The sequence below is a fragment of the Dryocola sp. LX212 genome, from assembly GCA_041504365.1.
Classification (GTDB): domain Bacteria; phylum Pseudomonadota; class Gammaproteobacteria; order Enterobacterales; family Enterobacteriaceae; genus Dryocola.
On sequence record CP167917.1, the window covers coordinates 362,978 to 380,878 of the forward strand.

Sequence of the window (17,901 nt, forward strand, 5' to 3'; positions counted from 1 at the left end):
TCGGGCTGCATGGTAGCCCAAAATAATCACTATGACGACGCCCTGGAGGGTAATGATGTCGCAGCCGCCGAAAGTTTTGCTGCTGTATGCCCATCCGGAATCACAGGACTCGGTCGCTAACCGGGTGTTGCTTCAGCCGGCTCAGCAGCTCGCAAATGTCACCGTGCATGACCTTTACGCGCATTATCCTGACTTTTTTATTGATATCTACCACGAGCAGGCCCTGCTGCAAGAACACGATGTCATCGTCTTTCAACACCCGCTTTATACCTACAGCTGTCCGGCCTTGCTCAAAGAGTGGCTGGATCGCGTGTTGAGCCGTGGTTTTGCCAGCGGCGTGGGAGGAAACGCGCTGGCGGGAAAGTACTGGCGCAGCGTGATAACAACCGGCGAACCGGAGGGTGCCTACCGTCTCGATGGCTTTAACCGTTTCCCGCTGACCGATATTTTACGGCCCTTTGAGCTGACTGCGGCGATGTGCCGGATGCACTGGCTCAACCCGATGATTGTTTACTGGGCGCGCCGTCAGACATCCCAGGAGCTGGCAAGCCATGCCAGGGCCTATGGCGACTGGCTGGCCGCACCGCTGTTGCCGGGAGGTCGCTGATGGAAGGTTCTGATTTATTGCTGGCGGGCGTGCTGTTCCTGTTTGCCGCGGTGGTTGCCGTGCCGATTGCCGCCCGTCTGGGCATTGGCGCCGTGCTTGGCTATCTGCTGGCGGGCATTGCCATCGGACCGTGGGGCCTGGGCTTTATCAGTGACGTGGACGAAATTCTACACTTCTCCGAGCTGGGCGTGGTGTTCCTGATGTTTATCATCGGGCTGGAACTGAATCCGTCGAAGCTTTGGGCGCTGCGGCGGTCGATATTTGGCGTGGGTGCGGCTCAGGTAGTGCTGAGCGCCGCGGTGCTTGCCGGGCTGCTTATGCTGACGAAGTTTTCGTGGCAGGCGGCGGTGATTGGCGGAATTGGCCTTGCCATGTCCTCGACCGCGATGGCTTTACAGCTGATGCGTGACAAGGGGATGAACCGCAATGAAGCGGGGCAGCTTGGGTTTTCGGTGCTGCTGTTCCAGGACTTAGCCGTGATCCCGGCGCTGGCGCTGGTGCCGCTGCTGGCGGGCAGCGACGACGGACACACCGACTGGATTAAAGTCGGCTTTAAGGTGCTGGCATTTGCGGGCATGTTGATTGGTGGACGCTATCTGCTGCGGCCTTTGTTCCGCTTTATCGCCGGGTCCGGCGTGCGTGAGGTCTTCACTGCCGCCGCGCTGCTGCTGGTGCTCGGTTCGGCGCTGTTTATGGACGCGCTGGGGCTGTCGATGGCGCTGGGGACGTTTATTGCGGGCGTGCTGCTGGCGGAAAGCGAATACCGGCACGAACTGGAAATCGCGATCGATCCGTTCAAAGGATTATTGCTCGGGCTGTTCTTTATCTCCGTGGGGATGGCATTAAACCTTGGCGTGCTCTATACCCATCTGCTGCTGGTTATCAGCGGCGTTGTTGTACTGGTCGCGCTTAAGTTTGCCGTGCTCTACGGTATATCCTACGTTTACGGCTTGCGCAGCTCCGAGCGCCTGCAGTTTTCGGGCGTGCTGAGCCAGAGCGGGGAGTTTGCGTTTGTGCTGTTCTCTGCGGCCTCGTCCCAGAAGCTTTTCCAGGGCGACCAGATGCCGCTCCTGCTGGTGGCCGTCACGCTTTCAATGATGACCACGCCGTTATTGATGAAGGGAGTGGATGCCATCCTCGCCCGGCGTTTTAACACGGTCGAAGAGAGCGATGAGAAGCCGTATGTTGAAGATGACCAGCCGCAGGTGATTATCGTCGGCTTCGGGCGTTTCGGGCAGGTAATAGGCCGTCTGCTGATGGCGAATAAAATGCGTATCACGGTGCTGGAGCGGGATATCAGCTCGGTCAGCCTGATGCGCAAGTATGGCTATAAGGTCTATTACGGCGACGCGACCGAGGTGGAACTTCTGCGTTCGGCGGGGGCCGAAGCGGCAAAATCCATCGTGGTTACCTGCAACGAACCGGAAGACACGATGAAAATCGTCCATCTGTGTCAGCAACACTTTCCGCATCTGGCAATTCTGGCGCGAGCCAGAGGGCGCGTGGAGGCACATGAGCTGTTGCAGGCCGGGGTGAAGCAGTTCTCCCGTGAGACATTCTCCAGCGCGCTGGAGCTTGGCCGTAAGGCCCTGATGACCCTGGGAATGCATCCCCACCAGGCCCATCGCGCCCAGCTACACTTCCGCCGCCTGGATATGCGTATGCTGCGAGAACTGATGCCCATTCATACGGATACGGTGCAAATCTCCAGAGTGAAGGAAGCCCGCCGGGAGCTGGAAGAGATTTTCGAGCGTGAGATGCAACAGGAGCGCCGCCAGCTTGATGGCTGGGACGAATTTGAATAAAAGGTGAAGCCAATGTCAGTGCGTAAACGTTTTATTGCCGGGGCCGTCTGCCCCCAGTGCCAGGCGCAGGATTCTCTTGCGATGTGGCGCGAGAATAATATTGATATCGTTGAATGTGTTAAGTGCGGCCACCAGATGCGCGAAGCCGATAAGCAGGCCCGCGAACACGTGCGCGAGCAAGAGCAGGTGATCGGCATTTTCCATCCGGACTAGCGCGATCCCCCGAGTTTTTTTAAGCTTAAGGGTACAGCGGCGTCGATTTCCGCTACAATCGTCGCCAGTTTTTTTCCCACGCTCAGGAGATATCATGAAAGTAGCAAAAGACCTGGTGGTCAGCCTGGCCTATCAGGTACGTACAGAAGACGGTGTGTTGGTTGATGAGTCTCCGGTGAGTGCGCCGCTGGACTATCTGCATGGTCACGGCTCCCTGATTTCAGGGCTGGAAACCGCGCTTGACGGCCACGTTGTTGGCGACAAGTTTGACGTCTCCGTTGGTGCAAACGACGCTTACGGTCAGTACGATGACAACCTGGTGCAGCGCGTTCCTAAAGACGTGTTCATGGGCGTTGATGAACTGCAGGTTGGCATGCGCTTCATGGCTGAAACCGACCAGGGGCCAGTGCCGGTTGAAATCACCGAAGTTGAAGACGACCACGTTGTCGTTGACGGTAACCACATGCTGGCTGGCCAGAACCTGAACTTCAACGTTGAAGTTATCGCGATTCGTGAAGCAACGGCTGAAGAGCTGGCGCACGGCCACGTTCACGGCGAGCACGATCACCACCACGACCACGAAGGTGGTTGCTGCGGTGGTCACGACCACGACCATGACCACGGAAAAGGTGGTTGCGGTGGTAATGGCGGCTGCGGCTGCCACTAAGCGTAAAGCGATAAAAAAAGGCGTGTCGAATGACGCGCCTTTTTCTTTTCCGACAGTTAATAATGCGGTGGGGGAGTCTCTTCGGCCTGGGAGGCGATCATCGACGGCTGGCTGGCTTTAAGCTTGTCGACCAGCAGACGAAAATGCTCGCGCAGCCTGACCATCTCCAGCTCGTGTGCCGTGACTGTCTGGTTTAACTCCTCGATGGTTATCTCCTGAAATGCGAGACGACTCTCAAGTTCTTCCAGTCGTTGTTCGGTCGTTTTTTGTTGCATGGCTCACCTCTTGCAGGCCTGCGGATGGACAATTTCCAGGGATTTTACTGAAAAACAGCCTCGGTGACAGCGTCATTTGCCCTTAGACGAAACTTCTGCATACAAAAAGAGTCTGAATTTGACTCGATAACGAGCACGGAGATTGTGTAGTTTTCTCTCGCGACGTTATAGTACGTCTCTTATTTAAAATAACCTTGGGGTTAGAGGCCCCGGCCCTGGAGAAATGGATGAAATCACTTTTTAAAGTAACGTTACTGGCGACCACGATGGTTGTTGCCCTGAGCGCACCGGCGTTCGCTGCTCCAGCTACCGCGGCAGCCCCTGCCAAAGATGCCGCCGCTGCCCCTGCAAGCAACGCGTCATTCAAAAATGACGACCAGAAATCAGCCTATGCGCTGGGTGCTTCACTGGGCCGTTACATGGAAAATTCTCTGAAAGAACAAGAGAAGCTGGGCATCAAGCTGGATAAAACTCAGCTGATTGCCGGCGTTCAGGACGCGTTTGCAGACAAGAGCAAACTGTCTGACCAGGAAATCGAGCAAACTCTGCAGGCATTCGAAGCCCGTGTGAAAACCTCCGCCCAGGCGAAGATGGAAAAAGACGCGAAAGAGAATGCTGATAAAGGTAAAACCTTCCGTGATGCTTTCGCTAAAGAGAAAGGTGTTAAAACTTCCTCTACCGGCCTGATGTATCAGGTAGAAAAAGCGGGTTCTGGTGAAGCGCCAAAAGACAGCGATACGGTTGTTGTTAACTACAAAGGCACGCTGATTGACGGTAAAGAGTTCGATAACTCTTATACTCGCGGCGAGCCTCTTTCCTTCCGTCTTGACGGTGTTATCCCAGGCTGGACCGAAGGCCTGAAAAACATTAAGAAAGGCGGCAAGATCAAAATGGTTATCCCACCAGAACTGGCATACGGTAAAACCGGCGTTCCGGGGATCCCTGCTAACTCTACCCTGGTCTTCGACGTAGAGCTGCTGGATATCAAACCGGCACCGAAGGCAGACCCTAAAGCAGAAGCGCAGGCAGCAGAAGCCGCGCCGGATGCAAAAGCTGACGACGCTGCGAAAAGCAAGTAATCTCAGCCATAAGCCGCCGCCCCCAGGGGCGGCGGTTTTTTATTTGTCGCGCCATATAATAATAAAGACTGGAAAGCGGGTCTCTCGCTGTATTACCTTAACAGCCAGCATTGCAACTGAGTATGAGTCTGCCCTGACACCAATAAAGCGCGACAGGCTCTCTTTAGAGGGTGGTATCTTTTAATGTCCAATTCGCTTTTGACCAACGAAACCAGCGAGCTTGACCTGCTGGACCAGCGTCCTTTTGAACCAACCGACTTTGAAATCTTAAAATCCTACGAGGCGGTGGTCGACGGGCTGGCGATGCTGATTGGTTCCCATTGCGAAATCGTGCTGCATTCTCTTCAGGATTTAAAGTGTTCAGCCATTCGTATTGCTAACGGTGAGCACACCGGGCGAAAAATTGGCTCGCCGATTACCGACCTTGCTTTGCGAATGCTCCACGACATGACCGGCGCCGACAGTAGTGTCTCTAAATGCTACTTCACGAGGGCTAAAAGCGGCGTGCTGATGAAGTCTGAGACTATTGCCATCCGTAACCGTGACGAGCGCGTCATCGGCCTGTTGTGTATCAATATCAACCTGGATGTGCCGTTCTCGCAGATTATGGCGACGTTTGTACAACCTGAAACGCAAGAGGTGCCTTCGTCGGTCAACTTTGCGTCCTCGGTTGAAGATCTGGTCACCCAGACGCTGGAGTTCACTATTGAAGAGGTGAATGCTGACCGCAACGTCTCCAATAATGCCAAGAATCGTCAGATAGTGCTTAACCTCTATGAGAAAGGGATCTTTGATATCAAAGATGCTATCAACCAGGTGGCCGACCGTCTGAACATCTCCAAGCACACCGTCTATCTCTATATCCGCCAGTTCAAAAACGGGGATTTCATGGGACAGGAAAGGTAATGCGTTTTGCAATCATGGTCACCGGTCCGGCTTATGGAACGCAGCAGGCCAGCAGTGCGCTGCAGTTTGCTCGGGCCGTTATCAGTGAAGGTCATACGCTCAGCAGCGTATTCTTCTACCGCGAAGGCGTGCTGAACGCTAATCAATTTACGACGCCTGCCAGCGATGAGGTGGACGTTGTGCGCGCCTGGCAGAAGCTTCATAACCAGCATGGCGTTGCGCTTCATATCTGCGTTGCTGCTGCCTTGCGTCGTGGCGTTGTGGATGAGACGGAAGCAAAACAAAACGGGCTTAGCGCAAGCAACCTGCAGCCTGGTTTCAGCCTGAGCGGGCTAGGTGCGCTTGCTGAAGCTTCCCTGACCTGTGACAGAACGGTGCAGTTCTGATGAAACGAGTGGCCTTTGTATTTACCTCGGCGCCGCACGGCAGTTCCGCTGGGCGGGAAGGGTTGGATGCCTTACTTGCCACCTCGGCACTGTCGGAAGATATTGGCGTGTTTTTTATCGGCGACGGCGTATTTCAGATTTTACCTGACCAGCAGCCTGGAAAAATTCTTTCACGCGATTACATCGCTACGTTCCGGGTATTGCCTCTATACGATATTGAGCAATGCTATCTGTGTGTAGAGTCCGCTCGTGAGCGCGGTGTGGCCGAAAACAGTGCGTGGGTGGTTGACGTTGAGGTACTCGCAGCGGATGCGCTGCGGGAGAAACTGCATCAATTTGACGTACTATTAACTTTCTGAGGCCCCATGCTGCATATTCTGTCCTGCTCGCCTTTTGCAATTGATATCAACATGCTGCTGCGCTATCTCAGTACAGGAGACGAGCTCCTGCTCATTCAGGACGGCGTGACAGCGGCCGTAGAAGGCTGCCGTCAGCTTGAATTGCTGCTCGCTGCCCCCATATCACTTTACGCGCTGCATGAAGATCTTGAAGCTCGCGGCCTGACTGCTCAAATTTCAACCAAAATCGACGCGGTAAGCTATAATGACTTCGTCAGAATGACGGTTAAACACGAACGGCAGATCACCTGGTAGACCAGGATCGCTGTATATTTCTTGACACCTTTTCGGCTCAGCCCTAAAATTCTGCGTCCTCATATTATATGAGGTCGATTTTATTACGTGTTTACGAAGCTAAAGCTAAAACCAGGAGCTATTTAATGGCAACAGTTAACCAGCTGGTTCGCAAACCACGCGCACGCAAAGTTGCAAAAAGCAACGTGCCTGCGCTGGAAGCCTGCCCGCAAAAACGTGGCGTATGTACTCGTGTATATACTACCACTCCTAAAAAACCGAACTCCGCACTGCGTAAAGTTTGCCGTGTTCGTCTGACTAACGGTTTTGAAGTTACCTCCTACATCGGCGGTGAAGGTCACAACCTGCAGGAGCACTCCGTGATCCTGATCCGTGGTGGTCGTGTAAAAGACTTGCCAGGTGTTCGTTACCACACCGTTCGTGGTGCACTTGACTGCTCCGGCGTTAAAGACCGTAAGCAATCTCGTTCTAAGTACGGCGTGAAGCGTCCTAAGGCTTAATGGTTCTCCGTTAAGTAAGGCCAAACGTTTTATATTAATGTCAAACTTAACTCTTTGAGTTTTGGACAATCCTGAATTAACAACGGAGTATTCCCATGCCACGTCGTCGCGTCATAGGTCAGCGTAAAATTCTGCCGGATCCTAAGTTCGGATCAGAACTGCTGGCCAAATTTGTAAACATTCTGATGGTAGATGGTAAGAAATCTACTGCAGAAGCAATCGTCTATACCGCGCTGGAGACCCTGGCTCAGCGTTCTGGTAAAAACGAGCTGGAAGCTTTCGAAGTCGCTCTGGACAACGTTCGTCCGACTGTCGAAGTTAAGTCCCGCCGCGTAGGTGGTTCTACTTATCAGGTTCCAGTAGAAGTCCGTCCGGTTCGTCGTAATGCCCTGGCAATGCGTTGGATCGTAGAAGCTGCTCGTAAACGCGGTGATAAATCCATGGCTCTGCGCCTGGCGAACGAACTTTCTGATGCTGCAGAAAACAAAGGCACTGCAGTTAAGAAACGTGAAGACGTTCACCGTATGGCAGAAGCCAACAAGGCGTTCGCACACTACCGTTGGTAATCCCTTCGGAGTATTAGTCACCAGGCGGGCGCTTCATACAAGCTGCCCGCTTTGGGTTACTTAACTGAACGTCCCAGGATATAGAGGAATCAAATGGCTCGTACAACACCCATTGCACGCTACCGTAACATTGGTATCAGTGCACACATCGACGCCGGTAAAACCACTACTACCGAACGTATTCTGTTCTACACCGGTGTAAACCACAAAATCGGTGAAGTTCATGACGGCGCAGCAACCATGGACTGGATGGAGCAGGAGCAGGAGCGTGGTATCACTATCACATCCGCAGCGACTACTGCATTCTGGTCTGGTATGGCTAAGCAGTATGAACCACACCGCGTAAACATCATCGACACCCCAGGGCACGTTGACTTCACCATCGAAGTTGAACGTTCCATGCGTGTGCTTGACGGTGCGGTAATGGTTTACTGCGCAGTTGGTGGTGTTCAGCCACAGTCTGAGACCGTATGGCGTCAGGCTAACAAATACAAAGTTCCACGCATCGCGTTCGTTAACAAAATGGACCGCATGGGTGCTAACTTCCTGAAAGTTGTAGGCCAGATTAAATCCCGTCTGGGCGCGAACCCTGTTCCGCTTCAGCTGGCGATTGGTGCCGAAGAAGGCTTCACCGGTGTTGTTGACCTGGTGAAAATGAAAGCTATCAACTGGAACGAAGCTGATGCTGGCGTGACCTTCGAATACGAAGACATCCCAGCAGACATGGTCGAACTGGCTGAAGAATGGCACCAGAATCTGATCGAGTCTGCAGCTGAAGCATCTGAAGAGCTGATGGAAAAATACCTGGGCGGCGAAGACCTGACCGAGGAAGAAATCAAGACTGCTCTTCGTCAGCGCGTTCTGAACAACGAGATCATTCTCGTGACCTGTGGTTCTGCGTTCAAGAACAAAGGCGTACAGGCAATGCTGGATGCGGTAATTGATTACCTGCCAGCACCTACAGACGTACCGGCTATCAACGGTATGCTGGACGACGGTAAGGACACCCCTTCCGAGCGTCACGCTAGTGATGATGAGCCGTTTGCTGCACTGGCATTCAAAATCGCTACTGACCCGTTCGTGGGTAACCTGACGTTCTTCCGCGTGTACTCTGGCGTGGTTAACTCCGGTGATACCGTATATAACCCAGTGAAATCTGCTCGTGAGCGTTTTGGCCGTATCGTACAGATGCACGCTAACAAACGTGAAGAGATCAAAGAAGTTCGCGCGGGCGATATCGCTGCTGCAATCGGTCTGAAAGACGTGACGACTGGTGACACCATCTGTGACCCAGACAACGTGATCATTCTGGAACGTATGGAATTCCCGGAGCCGGTAATCTCCATCGCAGTAGAACCAAAAACCAAAGCTGACCAGGAAAAAATGGGTCTGGCTCTGGGTCGTCTGGCGAAAGAAGATCCATCATTCCGCGTATGGACTGATGAAGAATCTAACCAGACTATCATCGCTGGTATGGGTGAACTTCACCTCGACATCATCGTTGACCGCATGAAGCGTGAATTCAACGTTGAAGCGAACGTGGGTAAACCTCAGGTTGCTTACCGTGAAGCGATTCGCGCGAAAGTTACCGATATTGAAGGTAAACACGCTAAGCAGTCTGGTGGTCGCGGTCAGTATGGTCACGTTGTGATCGACATGTACCCACTGGAGCCGGGCTCAAATCCGAAAGGCTACGAGTTCATCAACGACATCAAAGGTGGTGTGATTCCTGGCGAATACATCCCAGCCGTTGATAAAGGTATCCAGGAGCAGCTGAAGTCTGGCCCACTGGCTGGTTACCCGGTAGTAGATCTCGGCGTGCGTCTGCACTTCGGTTCTTACCACGACGTTGACTCCTCTGAACTGGCGTTTAAACTGGCCGCTTCTATCGCCTTCAAAGATGGCTTTAAGAAAGCGAAACCAGTTCTGCTTGAACCTATCATGAAGGTTGAAGTAGAGACTCCGGAAGAGAACACCGGTGACGTTATCGGTGATCTTAGCCGTCGTCGTGGTCAGCTGAAAGGTCAGGAATCTAACGCTACTGGCGTACAGATTCATGCCGAAGTTCCGTTGTCAGAAATGTTCGGGTACGCAACTCAGCTGCGTTCTCTGACCAAAGGTCGTGCATCTTACTCCATGGAATTCCTGAAGTATGATGACGCGCCAAACAACGTTGCTCAGGCCGTAATCGAAGCCCGTGGTAAATAAGCCCAGGTTTTTAAAACAATGATCCCGTGCTCTCTCCTTGAGGGGAGAGCACAACAGTAAGGAATATAGCCGTGTCTAAAGAAAAATTTGAACGTACAAAACCACACGTCAACGTCGGCACAATCGGCCACGTTGACCATGGTAAAACTACTCTGACTGCTGCAATCACTACCGTTCTGGCTAAAACCTTCGGTGGTTCTGCTCGTGCATTCGACCAGATCGATAACGCACCAGAAGAAAAAGCTCGTGGTATCACCATCAACACTTCCCACGTTGAATATGACACCCCGACTCGCCACTACGCGCACGTTGACTGCCCAGGGCACGCCGACTACGTTAAGAACATGATCACCGGTGCTGCTCAGATGGACGGCGCTATCTTGGTTGTTGCTGCGACTGACGGCCCAATGCCTCAGACCCGTGAGCACATCCTGCTGGGTCGTCAGGTTGGCGTTCCATTCATCATCGTGTTCCTGAACAAGTGCGACATGGTTGATGATGAAGAGCTGCTGGAACTGGTAGAAATGGAAGTTCGTGAACTTCTGTCCCAGTACGACTTCCCGGGTGACGATACGCCTATCGTACGTGGTTCTGCTCTGAAAGCGCTGGAAGGCGAAGCAGAGTGGGAAGCGAAGATTGTTGAACTGGCAGGCTACCTGGATTCTTACATCCCAGAGCCAGAGCGTGCTATCGACAAGCCATTCCTGCTGCCTATCGAAGACGTATTCTCCATCTCCGGCCGTGGTACTGTTGTTACCGGTCGTGTAGAGCGCGGTATCGTTAAAGTTGGCGAAGAAGTTGAAATCGTTGGTATCAAAGAGACTGCTAAGTCTACCTGTACCGGCGTTGAAATGTTCCGCAAATTGCTGGACGAAGGCCGTGCTGGTGAGAACGTTGGTGTTCTGCTGCGTGGTATCAAACGTGAAGAAATCGAACGTGGTCAGGTACTGGCTAAGCCAGGCTCTATCAAGCCGCACACTCAGTTCGAATCTGAAGTTTATATCCTGTCCAAAGACGAAGGCGGCCGTCATACTCCGTTCTTCAAAGGCTACCGTCCACAGTTCTATTTCCGTACAACTGACGTGACGGGTACCATCGAACTGCCAGAAGGCGTAGAGATGGTTATGCCGGGCGACAACATCAAAATGGTTGTTACCCTGATCCACCCAATCGCGATGGACGACGGTCTGCGTTTCGCAATCCGTGAAGGCGGCCGTACTGTTGGTGCTGGCGTTGTTGCTAAAGTTATCGCTTAATCGCTGATACCTTTGTATAAAAAAGAGCGCTTCGGCGCTCTTTTTTTTACTTTTTTTATCGCGGCTGGCTTTCACTCATCGGCTCTGTGCTATTGTAATCATAACTATTCTCATTTACACTTTGCGCAGAATTTGAACGGGAGTGCTTATGTACGTTTGCTTGTGTAATGGTGTGAGTGATAAAAAAATTCGTCAGGCAGTTCGCCAGTTTCAGCCTCAGTCTTTCCAGCAGCTCCGCAAGTTTATCCCGGTAGGGAACCAGTGTGGCAAGTGCATCAGAGCCGCGCGGGAAATCATGCAGGAAGAGTTGCTGCAGATCCCGGAATTTAAAGAGATCGCTTAAGCTCGTCACTTTTTTTTGACTTACTCCGTGCTACATCTACGCTTCATGTAGTGGAAGCGGAGGGAGTAAAAAATGAAAGGTGATATTAAGATAATAAATTATCTCAATAAATTATTGGGAAACGAGCTTGTCGCGATCAATCAGTATTTTCTCCATGCGAGAATGTTCAAAAACTGGGGCCTGATGCGCCTCAATGAAGTCGAATACCATGAATCCATCGATGAAATGAAACACGCCGATAAGTACATCGAGCGTATTCTCTTTCTTGAAGGCATTCCCAACCTGCAGGATTTAGGCAAGCTTCATATCGGTGAAGACGTCGAAGAGATGCTCCAGTCAGATCTCAATCTCGAAATGGAAGGGGCCAAAGATCTGCGCGAAGCCATCGCATATGCAGATACCATCCACGACTACGTTAGTCGGGACATGATGATTCAAATCCTCGCGGAAGAAGAGCATCACATTGACTGGCTGGAAACAGAGCTGGATTTGATTTCTAAAATTGGTCTACAGAACTACCTTCAGTCGCAGATTAAAGAACAAAGCTAATTTCATTCATCGTTAACCTATGTTCGTTAATGTATCACGTAACACCACCCGCTATCTGAAGGTGAGCGCCAAAAGGTAGCGGTGTGGTGAGGGCTTTGCTTCTTTGCCTTCAATCTCACCGACCCTTCGTTCATTCTTTAAACCGCTTTAATCACCTCACCGAAGGAAAATACTGTTTAAATCGTAAGCATGGCTTGCTTAGTGGCTGGATTTACGTATAATGCGCGGGCCTGTCTTAATTGACGGCTGGTTCGATAAGAACCCGGTAGTGCAGTTTGCTGCCAACAATGTTCCCAATTGGGGAACTATGTATGAACGATTACACTCTCCCATCAATCGTAATGGGTGCGAGTAGTAATTTTTTTCGTCTATAAAATAATTGGAGCTCTGGTCTCATGCAGAACCAAAGAATCCGTATCCGCCTTAAAGCGTTTGATCATCGTCTGATCGATCAATCAACTGCGGAAATCGTCGAGACTGCTAAGCGCACTGGTGCGCAAGTCCGTGGTCCGATCCCGCTGCCGACCCGCAAAGAGCGCTTTACCGTTCTGATTTCCCCGCACGTCAACAAAGACGCGCGCGATCAGTACGAAATTCGCACTCACAAGCGTCTGGTTGACATCGTTGAGCCAACTGAGAAAACCGTTGATGCTCTGATGCGTCTGGATCTGGCTGCTGGTGTAGACGTGCAGATCAGCCTGGGTTAATCAGGTCATTGACGATTGAGAGGTTGAAACAATGATTGGTTTAGTCGGTAAAAAAGTGGGTATGACCCGTATCTTCACAGAAGACGGCGTTTCTATCCCTGTAACCGTAATTGAAGTTGAAGCAAACCGTGTTACTCAGGTTAAAGACCTGGCTAACGACGGCTACCGTGCTGTTCAAGTTACCACTGGCGCTAAAAAAGCTAACCGTGTAACTAAGCCGGAAGCTGGTCACTTCGCTAAAGCTGGCGTAGAAGCTGGCCGTGGTCTGTGGGAATTCCGTCTTGCTGAAGGCGAAGAGTTCACCGTAGGTCAGGACATTAGCGTTGAGCTGTTTGCAGAAGTCAAAAAAGTTGACGTAACTGGCACCTCTAAAGGTAAAGGTTTCGCAGGTACCGTTAAGCGCTGGAACTTCCGTACCCAGGACGCTACACACGGTAACTCCTTGTCCCACCGCGTTCCGGGTTCTATCGGTCAGAACCAGACTCCGGGCAAAGTGTTCAAAGGCAAGAAAATGGCAGGCCAACTGGGCAACGAACGTGTAACCGTTCAGAGTCTGGATGTAGTACGCGTTGACGCTGAGCGCAACCTGCTGCTGGTTAAAGGTGCAGTTCCGGGCGCAACCGGTAGCGACCTTATTGTTAAACCAGCTGTGAAGGCGTGAGGAGATAGCAATGGAATTAGTATTGAAAGACGCGCAAAGCGCGCTGACTGTTTCCGAAACTACCTTCGGTCGTGATTTCAACGAAGCGCTGGTACACCAGGTTGTAGTTGCTTATGCAGCTGGTGCCCGTCAAGGTACTCGTGCTCAGAAGACCCGTGCTGAAGTAACTGGTTCCGGTAAAAAGCCGTGGCGCCAGAAAGGTACCGGCCGTGCGCGCGCAGGTTCTGTAAAGAGCCCGATCTGGCGTTCCGGTGGCGTAACCTTCGCTGCTCGCCCGCAGGACCACAGTCAAAAAGTTAACAAAAAGATGTACCGCGGAGCGCTGAAAAGCATTCTGTCCGAACTGGTACGTCAGGATCGTCTGATCGTTGTCGAACAGTTCTCTGTTGAAGCACCTAAAACTAAGCTGCTTGCTCAGAAACTGAAAGACATGGCCCTGGAAGATGTGCTGATCGTAACCGGCGAACTGGATGAGAATCTGTTCCTGGCTGCGCGTAACCTGCATAAGGTTGACGTGCGCGATGTAGCAGCTATCGACCCAGTTAGCCTGATCGCCTTCGACAAAGTCGTTATGACTGCGGAAGCAGTTAAGCAAGTTGAGGAGATGCTGGCATGATCCGTGAAGAACGTCTGCTGAAAGTACTGCGCGCGCCGCACGTATCTGAAAAAGCATCCATGGCGATGGAAAAAACCAACACCATCGTTCTCAAAGTTGCTAAAGACGCGACCAAAGCAGAGATCGTTGCTGCTGTTGAGAAACTGTTCGAAGTAGAAGTTAAAGGCGTAAATACTCTTGTTGTTAAAGGCAAGACAAAGCGTCACGGACAGCGTATTGGTCGTCGTAGCGACTGGAAAAAAGCTTACGTCACCCTGAAGGAAGGCCAGAATCTGGACTTCGTCGGCGGCGCTGAGTAAGTCGGAGGAGAAAGACAATGGCAGTTGTTAAATGTAAACCGACATCTCCGGGTCGTCGCCACGTAGTTAAAGTGGTTAACCCTGAGCTGCATAAGGGCAAACCGTTTGCTCCGCTGGTTGAAAAAAACAGCAAATCCGGTGGCCGTAACAACAATGGTCGTATCACTACTCGTCACATCGGTGGTGGTCACAAGCAGGCTTATCGTATTGTTGACTTTAAACGCAACAAAGACGGTATCCCGGCAGTTGTTGAGCGTCTTGAGTACGATCCGAACCGTTCTGCGAACATCGCACTGGTTCTGTACAAAGATGGCGAACGCCGTTACATCCTGGCCCCTAAAGGCCTGAAAGCTGGCGACCAGATTCAATCTGGCGTTGATGCTGCAATCAAAGCTGGTAACACCCTGCCGATGCGCAACATCCCGGTTGGTTCTACTGTTCATAACGTAGAAATGAAACCAGGTAAAGGCGGTCAGCTGGCACGTTCCGCAGGTACCTATGTGCAGATCGTTGCACGTGATGGTGCTTACGTTACCCTGCGTCTGCGTTCTGGTGAAATGCGTAAAGTCGAAGCTGACTGCCGCGCAACACTGGGCGAAGTCGGCAACGCTGAGCACATGCTGCGCGTTCTGGGTAAAGCTGGTGCCGCACGCTGGCGTGGTGTTCGTCCTACCGTTCGCGGTACTGCGATGAACCCAGTCGATCACCCACATGGTGGTGGTGAAGGTCGTAACTTTGGTAAGCACCCGGTATCTCCGTGGGGCGTTCAGACCAAAGGTAAGAAGACCCGCAGCAACAAGCGTACTGATAAATTTATCGTACGTCGCCGTAGCAAATAATTTTAGAGGATAAGCCATGCCACGTTCTCTCAAGAAAGGTCCTTTTATTGACCTGCACTTGCTGAAGAAGGTAGAGAAAGCGGTGGAAAGCGGTGACAAGAAGCCCCTGCGCACTTGGTCCCGTCGTTCAACGATCTTTCCTAACATGATCGGTTTGACCATCGCTGTCCATAATGGTCGTCAGCACGTTCCAGTCTTTGTTTCCGATGAAATGGTCGGTCACAAACTGGGTGAATTCGCACCGACTCGTACTTATCGCGGCCACGCTGCTGATAAAAAAGCGAAGAAGAAATAAGGTAGGAGGAAGAGATGGAAACTTTAGCTCAACATCGCCATGCTCGTTCTTCTGCTCAGAAGGTTCGCCTTGTTGCTGACCTGATTCGCGGTAAGAAAGTGTCGCAGGCTCTGGATATTCTGACCTACACCAATAAGAAAGCGGCTGTATTGGTTAAGAAAGTACTGGAATCTGCCATTGCTAACGCTGAACACAACGATGGCGCTGACATTGACGATCTGAAAGTCGCGAAAATCTTCGTAGACGAAGGCCCTAGCATGAAGCGCATTATGCCTCGTGCAAAAGGTCGTGCAGATCGCATCCTGAAGCGCACCAGCCACATTACTGTGGTTGTGTCCGATCGCTGAGACTCTGGAGACTAGCAATGGGTCAGAAAGTACATCCTAATGGTATTCGCCTGGGTATTGTAAAACCTTGGAACTCTACTTGGTTTGCGAACACCAAAGAATTCGCTGACAACCTGGACAGCGATTTTAAAGTTCGTCAGTACCTGACAAAGGAACTGGCGAAGGCGTCTGTATCTCGTATCGTTATCGAGCGTCCAGCTAAGAGCATCCGTGTGACTATTCACACTGCTCGCCCGGGCATCGTTATCGGTAAGAAAGGCGAAGACGTAGAAAAACTGCGCAAGTACGTAGCGGATATCGCTGGCGTTCCTGCACAGATCAATATCGCCGAAGTGCGTAAGCCTGAACTGGATGCAAAACTGGTTGCTGACAGCATCACTTCACAGCTGGAACGTCGTGTTATGTTCCGTCGTGCTATGAAGCGTGCGGTACAGAATGCCATGCGTCTGGGCGCAAAAGGTATCAAAGTTGAAGTTAGTGGTCGTCTGGGCGGTGCCGAGATCGCACGTACCGAATGGTACCGTGAAGGTCGCGTGCCATTGCACACACTGCGTGCTGACATCGACTATAACACCTCTGAAGCGCACACCACATATGGTGTAATCGGCGTTAAAGTGTGGATCTTCAAAGGTGAGATCCTGGGTGGGATGGCTGCTGTTGAACAACCGGAAAAACCGGCTGCTCAACCTAAAAAGCAGCAGCGTAAAGGCCGTAAGTAAGGAGAGTCGCTGTGTTACAACCAAAGCGTACAAAATTCCGTAAAGTGCACAAAGGCCGCAACCGTGGTCTGGCTGCAGGAACGGATGTTAGCTTCGGCACTTTCGGTCTGAAAGCTGTTGGCCGTGGTCGTCTGACTGCACGTCAGATCGAAGCAGCACGTCGTGCAATGACCCGTGCAGTTAAGCGTCAAGGTAAAATCTGGATCCGTGTGTTCCCAGACAAACCTATTACTGAAAAGCCGCTTGAAGTGCGTATGGGTAAAGGTAAAGGTAACGTGGAGTATTGGGTTGCCTTGATTCAGCCAGGTAAAGTCCTGTACGAAATGGACGGTGTACCTGAAGAGCTGGCCCGTGAAGCCTTCAAGCTGGCAGCAGCGAAACTGCCGATTAAAACCACCTTTGTAACTAAGACGGTGATGTAATGAAAGCAAAAGAGCTGCGTGAAAAGAGTGTTGAAGAGCTGAACACCGAGCTGCTGAATCTGCTGCGTGAGCAGTTCAACCTGCGTATGCAAGCTGCAAGTGGCCAGTTGCAACAGACTCACCTGCTGAAGCAAGTGCGTCGTGATGTTGCACGTGTTAAGACTTTATTGACTCAGAAGGCGGGTGCGTAATGACCGATAAAATCCGTACTCTGCAAGGTCGCGTTGTCAGCGACAAAATGGAGAAATCCATTGTTGTTGCCATCGAACGTTTCGTGAAGCACCCAATCTACGGGAAATTCATCAAGCGTACGACCAAACTGCACGTACATGACGAGAACAACGAATGTGGCATCGGTGACGTGGTTGAAATCCGCGAATGCCGTCCACTGTCCAAGAATAAATCCTGGACACTTGTTCGCGTTGTAGAGAAAGCTGTTCTGTAATACAGTACGCGTTCTCAAACTAATAAACGGCTCAGTAGTGGGCCGTTTATTTTTTCTACCCATATCCTGGAACCGGTGTTATAATGCCGCGCCCTCGTTTATGGGGCTTTTTAACGACCTAATACTTAGGTCCCGAAGTAGTAGTTGACATTAGCGGAGCACTGAAATGATCCAAGAACAGACTATGCTGACGGTAGCCGACAACTCCGGCGCGCGTCGCGTAATGTGTATCAAGGTTCTGGGTGGCTCGCACCGTCGCTACGCAGGCGTCGGCGACATCATCAAAATTACCATCAAGGAAGCAATTCCTCGCGGTAAGGTGAAGAAAGGCGATGTCCTGAAAGCGGTAGTGGTGCGCACCAGGAAGGGTGTTCGTCGCCCGGACGGTTCTGTCATTCGCTTCGATGGTAATGCATGCGTTATTTTAAACAATAACAGCGAGCAGCCAATCGGCACGCGTATTTTTGGGCCGGTAACTCGTGAACTGCGTAATGAGAAGTTCATGAAAATTATCTCTCTGGCACCAGAAGTACTCTAA

The 17,901-nt window shown here is 51.6% G+C and carries 28 protein-coding genes; 27 read left to right on the plus strand and 1 reads right to left on the minus strand.

The genetic code is table 11. The features are described from left to right. Positions 1-55: 55 nt before the first annotated feature. The 4 genes from kefG (at position 56) to slyD (ending at position 3,292) form a co-directional block, all read left to right on the plus strand. A complete protein-coding gene (gene kefG / locus ACA108_01685) occupies positions 56-607 on the plus strand; it encodes a glutathione-regulated potassium-efflux system ancillary protein KefG (GenBank protein ID XEX98000.1) in 552 nt (183 codons plus the stop codon). Then, positions 607-2,412: a glutathione-regulated potassium-efflux system protein KefB gene (gene kefB / locus ACA108_01690; protein ID XEX96286.1), complete on the plus strand. Its 1,806-nt coding sequence runs from the start codon at positions 607-609 to the stop codon at positions 2,410-2,412. The genes kefG and kefB overlap by 1 nt, the downstream gene beginning before the upstream one ends. Before the next feature lie 12 nt (positions 2,413-2,424). Then, positions 2,425-2,625, plus strand: a complete 201-nt coding sequence (locus tag ACA108_01695) for a YheV family putative zinc ribbon protein (GenBank protein XEX96287.1) — start codon at positions 2,425-2,427, stop codon at positions 2,623-2,625. Between the two features lie 94 nt (positions 2,626-2,719). Next, positions 2,720-3,292, plus strand: coding sequence for a peptidylprolyl isomerase (gene slyD / locus ACA108_01700; protein ID XEX96288.1), 573 nt, complete (start codon positions 2,720-2,722; stop codon positions 3,290-3,292). A 56-nt stretch (positions 3,293-3,348) separates the two neighbouring features. On the opposite strand, the gene ACA108_01705 is transcribed toward slyD, so the two are convergent. Beyond that, positions 3,349-3,567, minus strand: a complete 219-nt coding sequence (locus ACA108_01705) for a protein SlyX (GenBank protein XEX96289.1) — start codon at positions 3,565-3,567, stop codon at positions 3,349-3,351. Positions 3,568-3,794: 227 nt separating this feature from the next. Between ACA108_01705 and fkpA the strand changes: the two genes are divergently transcribed. The 23 genes from fkpA to rplN all read left to right on the plus strand — a co-directional run bounded on the left by fkpA (position 3,795) and on the right by rplN (position 17,901). Then, positions 3,795-4,646 (plus strand): FKBP-type peptidyl-prolyl cis-trans isomerase, encoded by an 852-nt coding sequence (fkpA, locus tag ACA108_01710; GenBank protein ID XEX96290.1) that lies wholly within the window; start codon positions 3,795-3,797, stop codon positions 4,644-4,646. 183 nt (positions 4,647-4,829) lie between these two features. Beyond that, entirely contained in the window at positions 4,830-5,552 is a 723-nt protein-coding gene (locus tag ACA108_01715; protein XEX96291.1) for a transcriptional regulator, read from the plus strand. Then, a complete protein-coding gene (tusD, locus tag ACA108_01720) occupies positions 5,552-5,938 on the plus strand; it encodes a sulfurtransferase complex subunit TusD (protein XEX96292.1) in 387 nt (128 codons plus the stop codon). Before ACA108_01715 ends, tusD begins: the two co-directional genes overlap by 1 nt. Continuing rightward, positions 5,938-6,297, plus strand: a complete 360-nt coding sequence (gene tusC / locus ACA108_01725; protein ID XEX96293.1) for a sulfurtransferase complex subunit TusC — start codon at positions 5,938-5,940, stop codon at positions 6,295-6,297. The genes tusD and tusC overlap by 1 nt, the downstream gene beginning before the upstream one ends. Positions 6,298-6,303: 6 nt before the next feature. Beyond that, entirely contained in the window at positions 6,304-6,591 is a 288-nt protein-coding gene (gene tusB, locus ACA108_01730; protein ID XEX96294.1) for a sulfurtransferase complex subunit TusB, read from the plus strand. 125 nt (positions 6,592-6,716) lie between these two features. Beyond that, the gene (rpsL, locus tag ACA108_01735; protein ID XEX96295.1) at positions 6,717-7,091 is read left to right on the plus strand and encodes a 30S ribosomal protein S12; all 375 of its coding nucleotides are present in this window, start codon (positions 6,717-6,719) and stop codon (positions 7,089-7,091) included. Between the two features lie 95 nt (positions 7,092-7,186). Next, entirely contained in the window at positions 7,187-7,657 is a 471-nt protein-coding gene (gene rpsG, locus ACA108_01740; GenBank protein ID XEX96296.1) for a 30S ribosomal protein S7, read from the plus strand. A 93-nt stretch (positions 7,658-7,750) separates the two neighbouring features. Continuing rightward, positions 7,751-9,865 (plus strand): elongation factor G, encoded by a 2,115-nt coding sequence (gene fusA / locus ACA108_01745; GenBank protein XEX96297.1) that lies wholly within the window; start codon positions 7,751-7,753, stop codon positions 9,863-9,865. A gap of 71 nt (positions 9,866-9,936) precedes the next feature. After that, complete coding sequence (gene tuf / locus ACA108_01750; GenBank protein XEX96298.1) at positions 9,937-11,121, plus strand: elongation factor Tu; 1,185 nt, start codon at positions 9,937-9,939, stop codon at positions 11,119-11,121. A gap of 148 nt (positions 11,122-11,269) precedes the next feature. Continuing rightward, entirely contained in the window at positions 11,270-11,464 is a 195-nt protein-coding gene (gene bfd, locus ACA108_01755) for a bacterioferritin-associated ferredoxin (protein XEX96299.1), read from the plus strand. Between the two features lie 72 nt (positions 11,465-11,536). After that, positions 11,537-12,013 carry a bacterioferritin gene (gene bfr, locus ACA108_01760; GenBank protein ID XEX96300.1) on the plus strand — a complete coding sequence of 159 codons (477 nt, stop codon included), beginning with the start codon at positions 11,537-11,539 and terminating at the stop codon, positions 12,011-12,013. 395 nt (positions 12,014-12,408) lie between these two features. After that, on the plus strand, positions 12,409-12,720 hold the full coding sequence (rpsJ, locus tag ACA108_01765) for a 30S ribosomal protein S10 (GenBank protein ID XEX96301.1): 312 nt from the start codon (positions 12,409-12,411) through the stop codon (positions 12,718-12,720). 31 nt (positions 12,721-12,751) lie between these two features. Continuing rightward, a complete protein-coding gene (rplC, locus tag ACA108_01770; protein XEX96302.1) occupies positions 12,752-13,381 on the plus strand; it encodes a 50S ribosomal protein L3 in 630 nt (209 codons plus the stop codon). A gap of 10 nt (positions 13,382-13,391) precedes the next feature. Next, positions 13,392-13,997 carry a 50S ribosomal protein L4 gene (rplD, locus tag ACA108_01775; GenBank protein XEX96303.1) on the plus strand — a complete coding sequence of 202 codons (606 nt, stop codon included), beginning with the start codon at positions 13,392-13,394 and terminating at the stop codon, positions 13,995-13,997. Beyond that, complete coding sequence (gene rplW, locus ACA108_01780; protein ID XEX96304.1) at positions 13,994-14,296, plus strand: 50S ribosomal protein L23; 303 nt, start codon at positions 13,994-13,996, stop codon at positions 14,294-14,296. Before rplD ends, rplW begins: the two co-directional genes overlap by 4 nt. A gap of 17 nt (positions 14,297-14,313) precedes the next feature. Beyond that, positions 14,314-15,135, plus strand: a complete 822-nt coding sequence (gene rplB / locus ACA108_01785; protein ID XEX96305.1) for a 50S ribosomal protein L2 — start codon at positions 14,314-14,316, stop codon at positions 15,133-15,135. 16 nt (positions 15,136-15,151) lie between these two features. Beyond that, positions 15,152-15,430, plus strand: a complete 279-nt coding sequence (rpsS, locus tag ACA108_01790) for a 30S ribosomal protein S19 (GenBank protein XEX96306.1) — start codon at positions 15,152-15,154, stop codon at positions 15,428-15,430. A gap of 14 nt (positions 15,431-15,444) precedes the next feature. Continuing rightward, positions 15,445-15,777, plus strand: a complete 333-nt coding sequence (gene rplV, locus ACA108_01795; GenBank protein XEX96307.1) for a 50S ribosomal protein L22 — start codon at positions 15,445-15,447, stop codon at positions 15,775-15,777. A 17-nt stretch (positions 15,778-15,794) separates the two neighbouring features. Continuing rightward, positions 15,795-16,496, plus strand: a complete 702-nt coding sequence (gene rpsC / locus ACA108_01800; protein ID XEX96308.1) for a 30S ribosomal protein S3 — start codon at positions 15,795-15,797, stop codon at positions 16,494-16,496. 11 nt (positions 16,497-16,507) lie between these two features. Continuing rightward, entirely contained in the window at positions 16,508-16,918 is a 411-nt protein-coding gene (rplP, locus tag ACA108_01805; protein ID XEX96309.1) for a 50S ribosomal protein L16, read from the plus strand. Beyond that, positions 16,918-17,109, plus strand: a complete 192-nt coding sequence (gene rpmC / locus ACA108_01810) for a 50S ribosomal protein L29 (protein XEX96310.1) — start codon at positions 16,918-16,920, stop codon at positions 17,107-17,109. Before rplP ends, rpmC begins: the two co-directional genes overlap by 1 nt. After that, positions 17,109-17,363 carry a 30S ribosomal protein S17 gene (gene rpsQ / locus ACA108_01815; GenBank protein ID XEX96311.1) on the plus strand — a complete coding sequence of 85 codons (255 nt, stop codon included), beginning with the start codon at positions 17,109-17,111 and terminating at the stop codon, positions 17,361-17,363. The genes rpmC and rpsQ overlap by 1 nt, the downstream gene beginning before the upstream one ends. Positions 17,364-17,529: 166 nt before the next feature. Further along, positions 17,530-17,901: a 50S ribosomal protein L14 gene (gene rplN / locus ACA108_01820; GenBank protein ID XEX96312.1), complete on the plus strand. Its 372-nt coding sequence runs from the start codon at positions 17,530-17,532 to the stop codon at positions 17,899-17,901.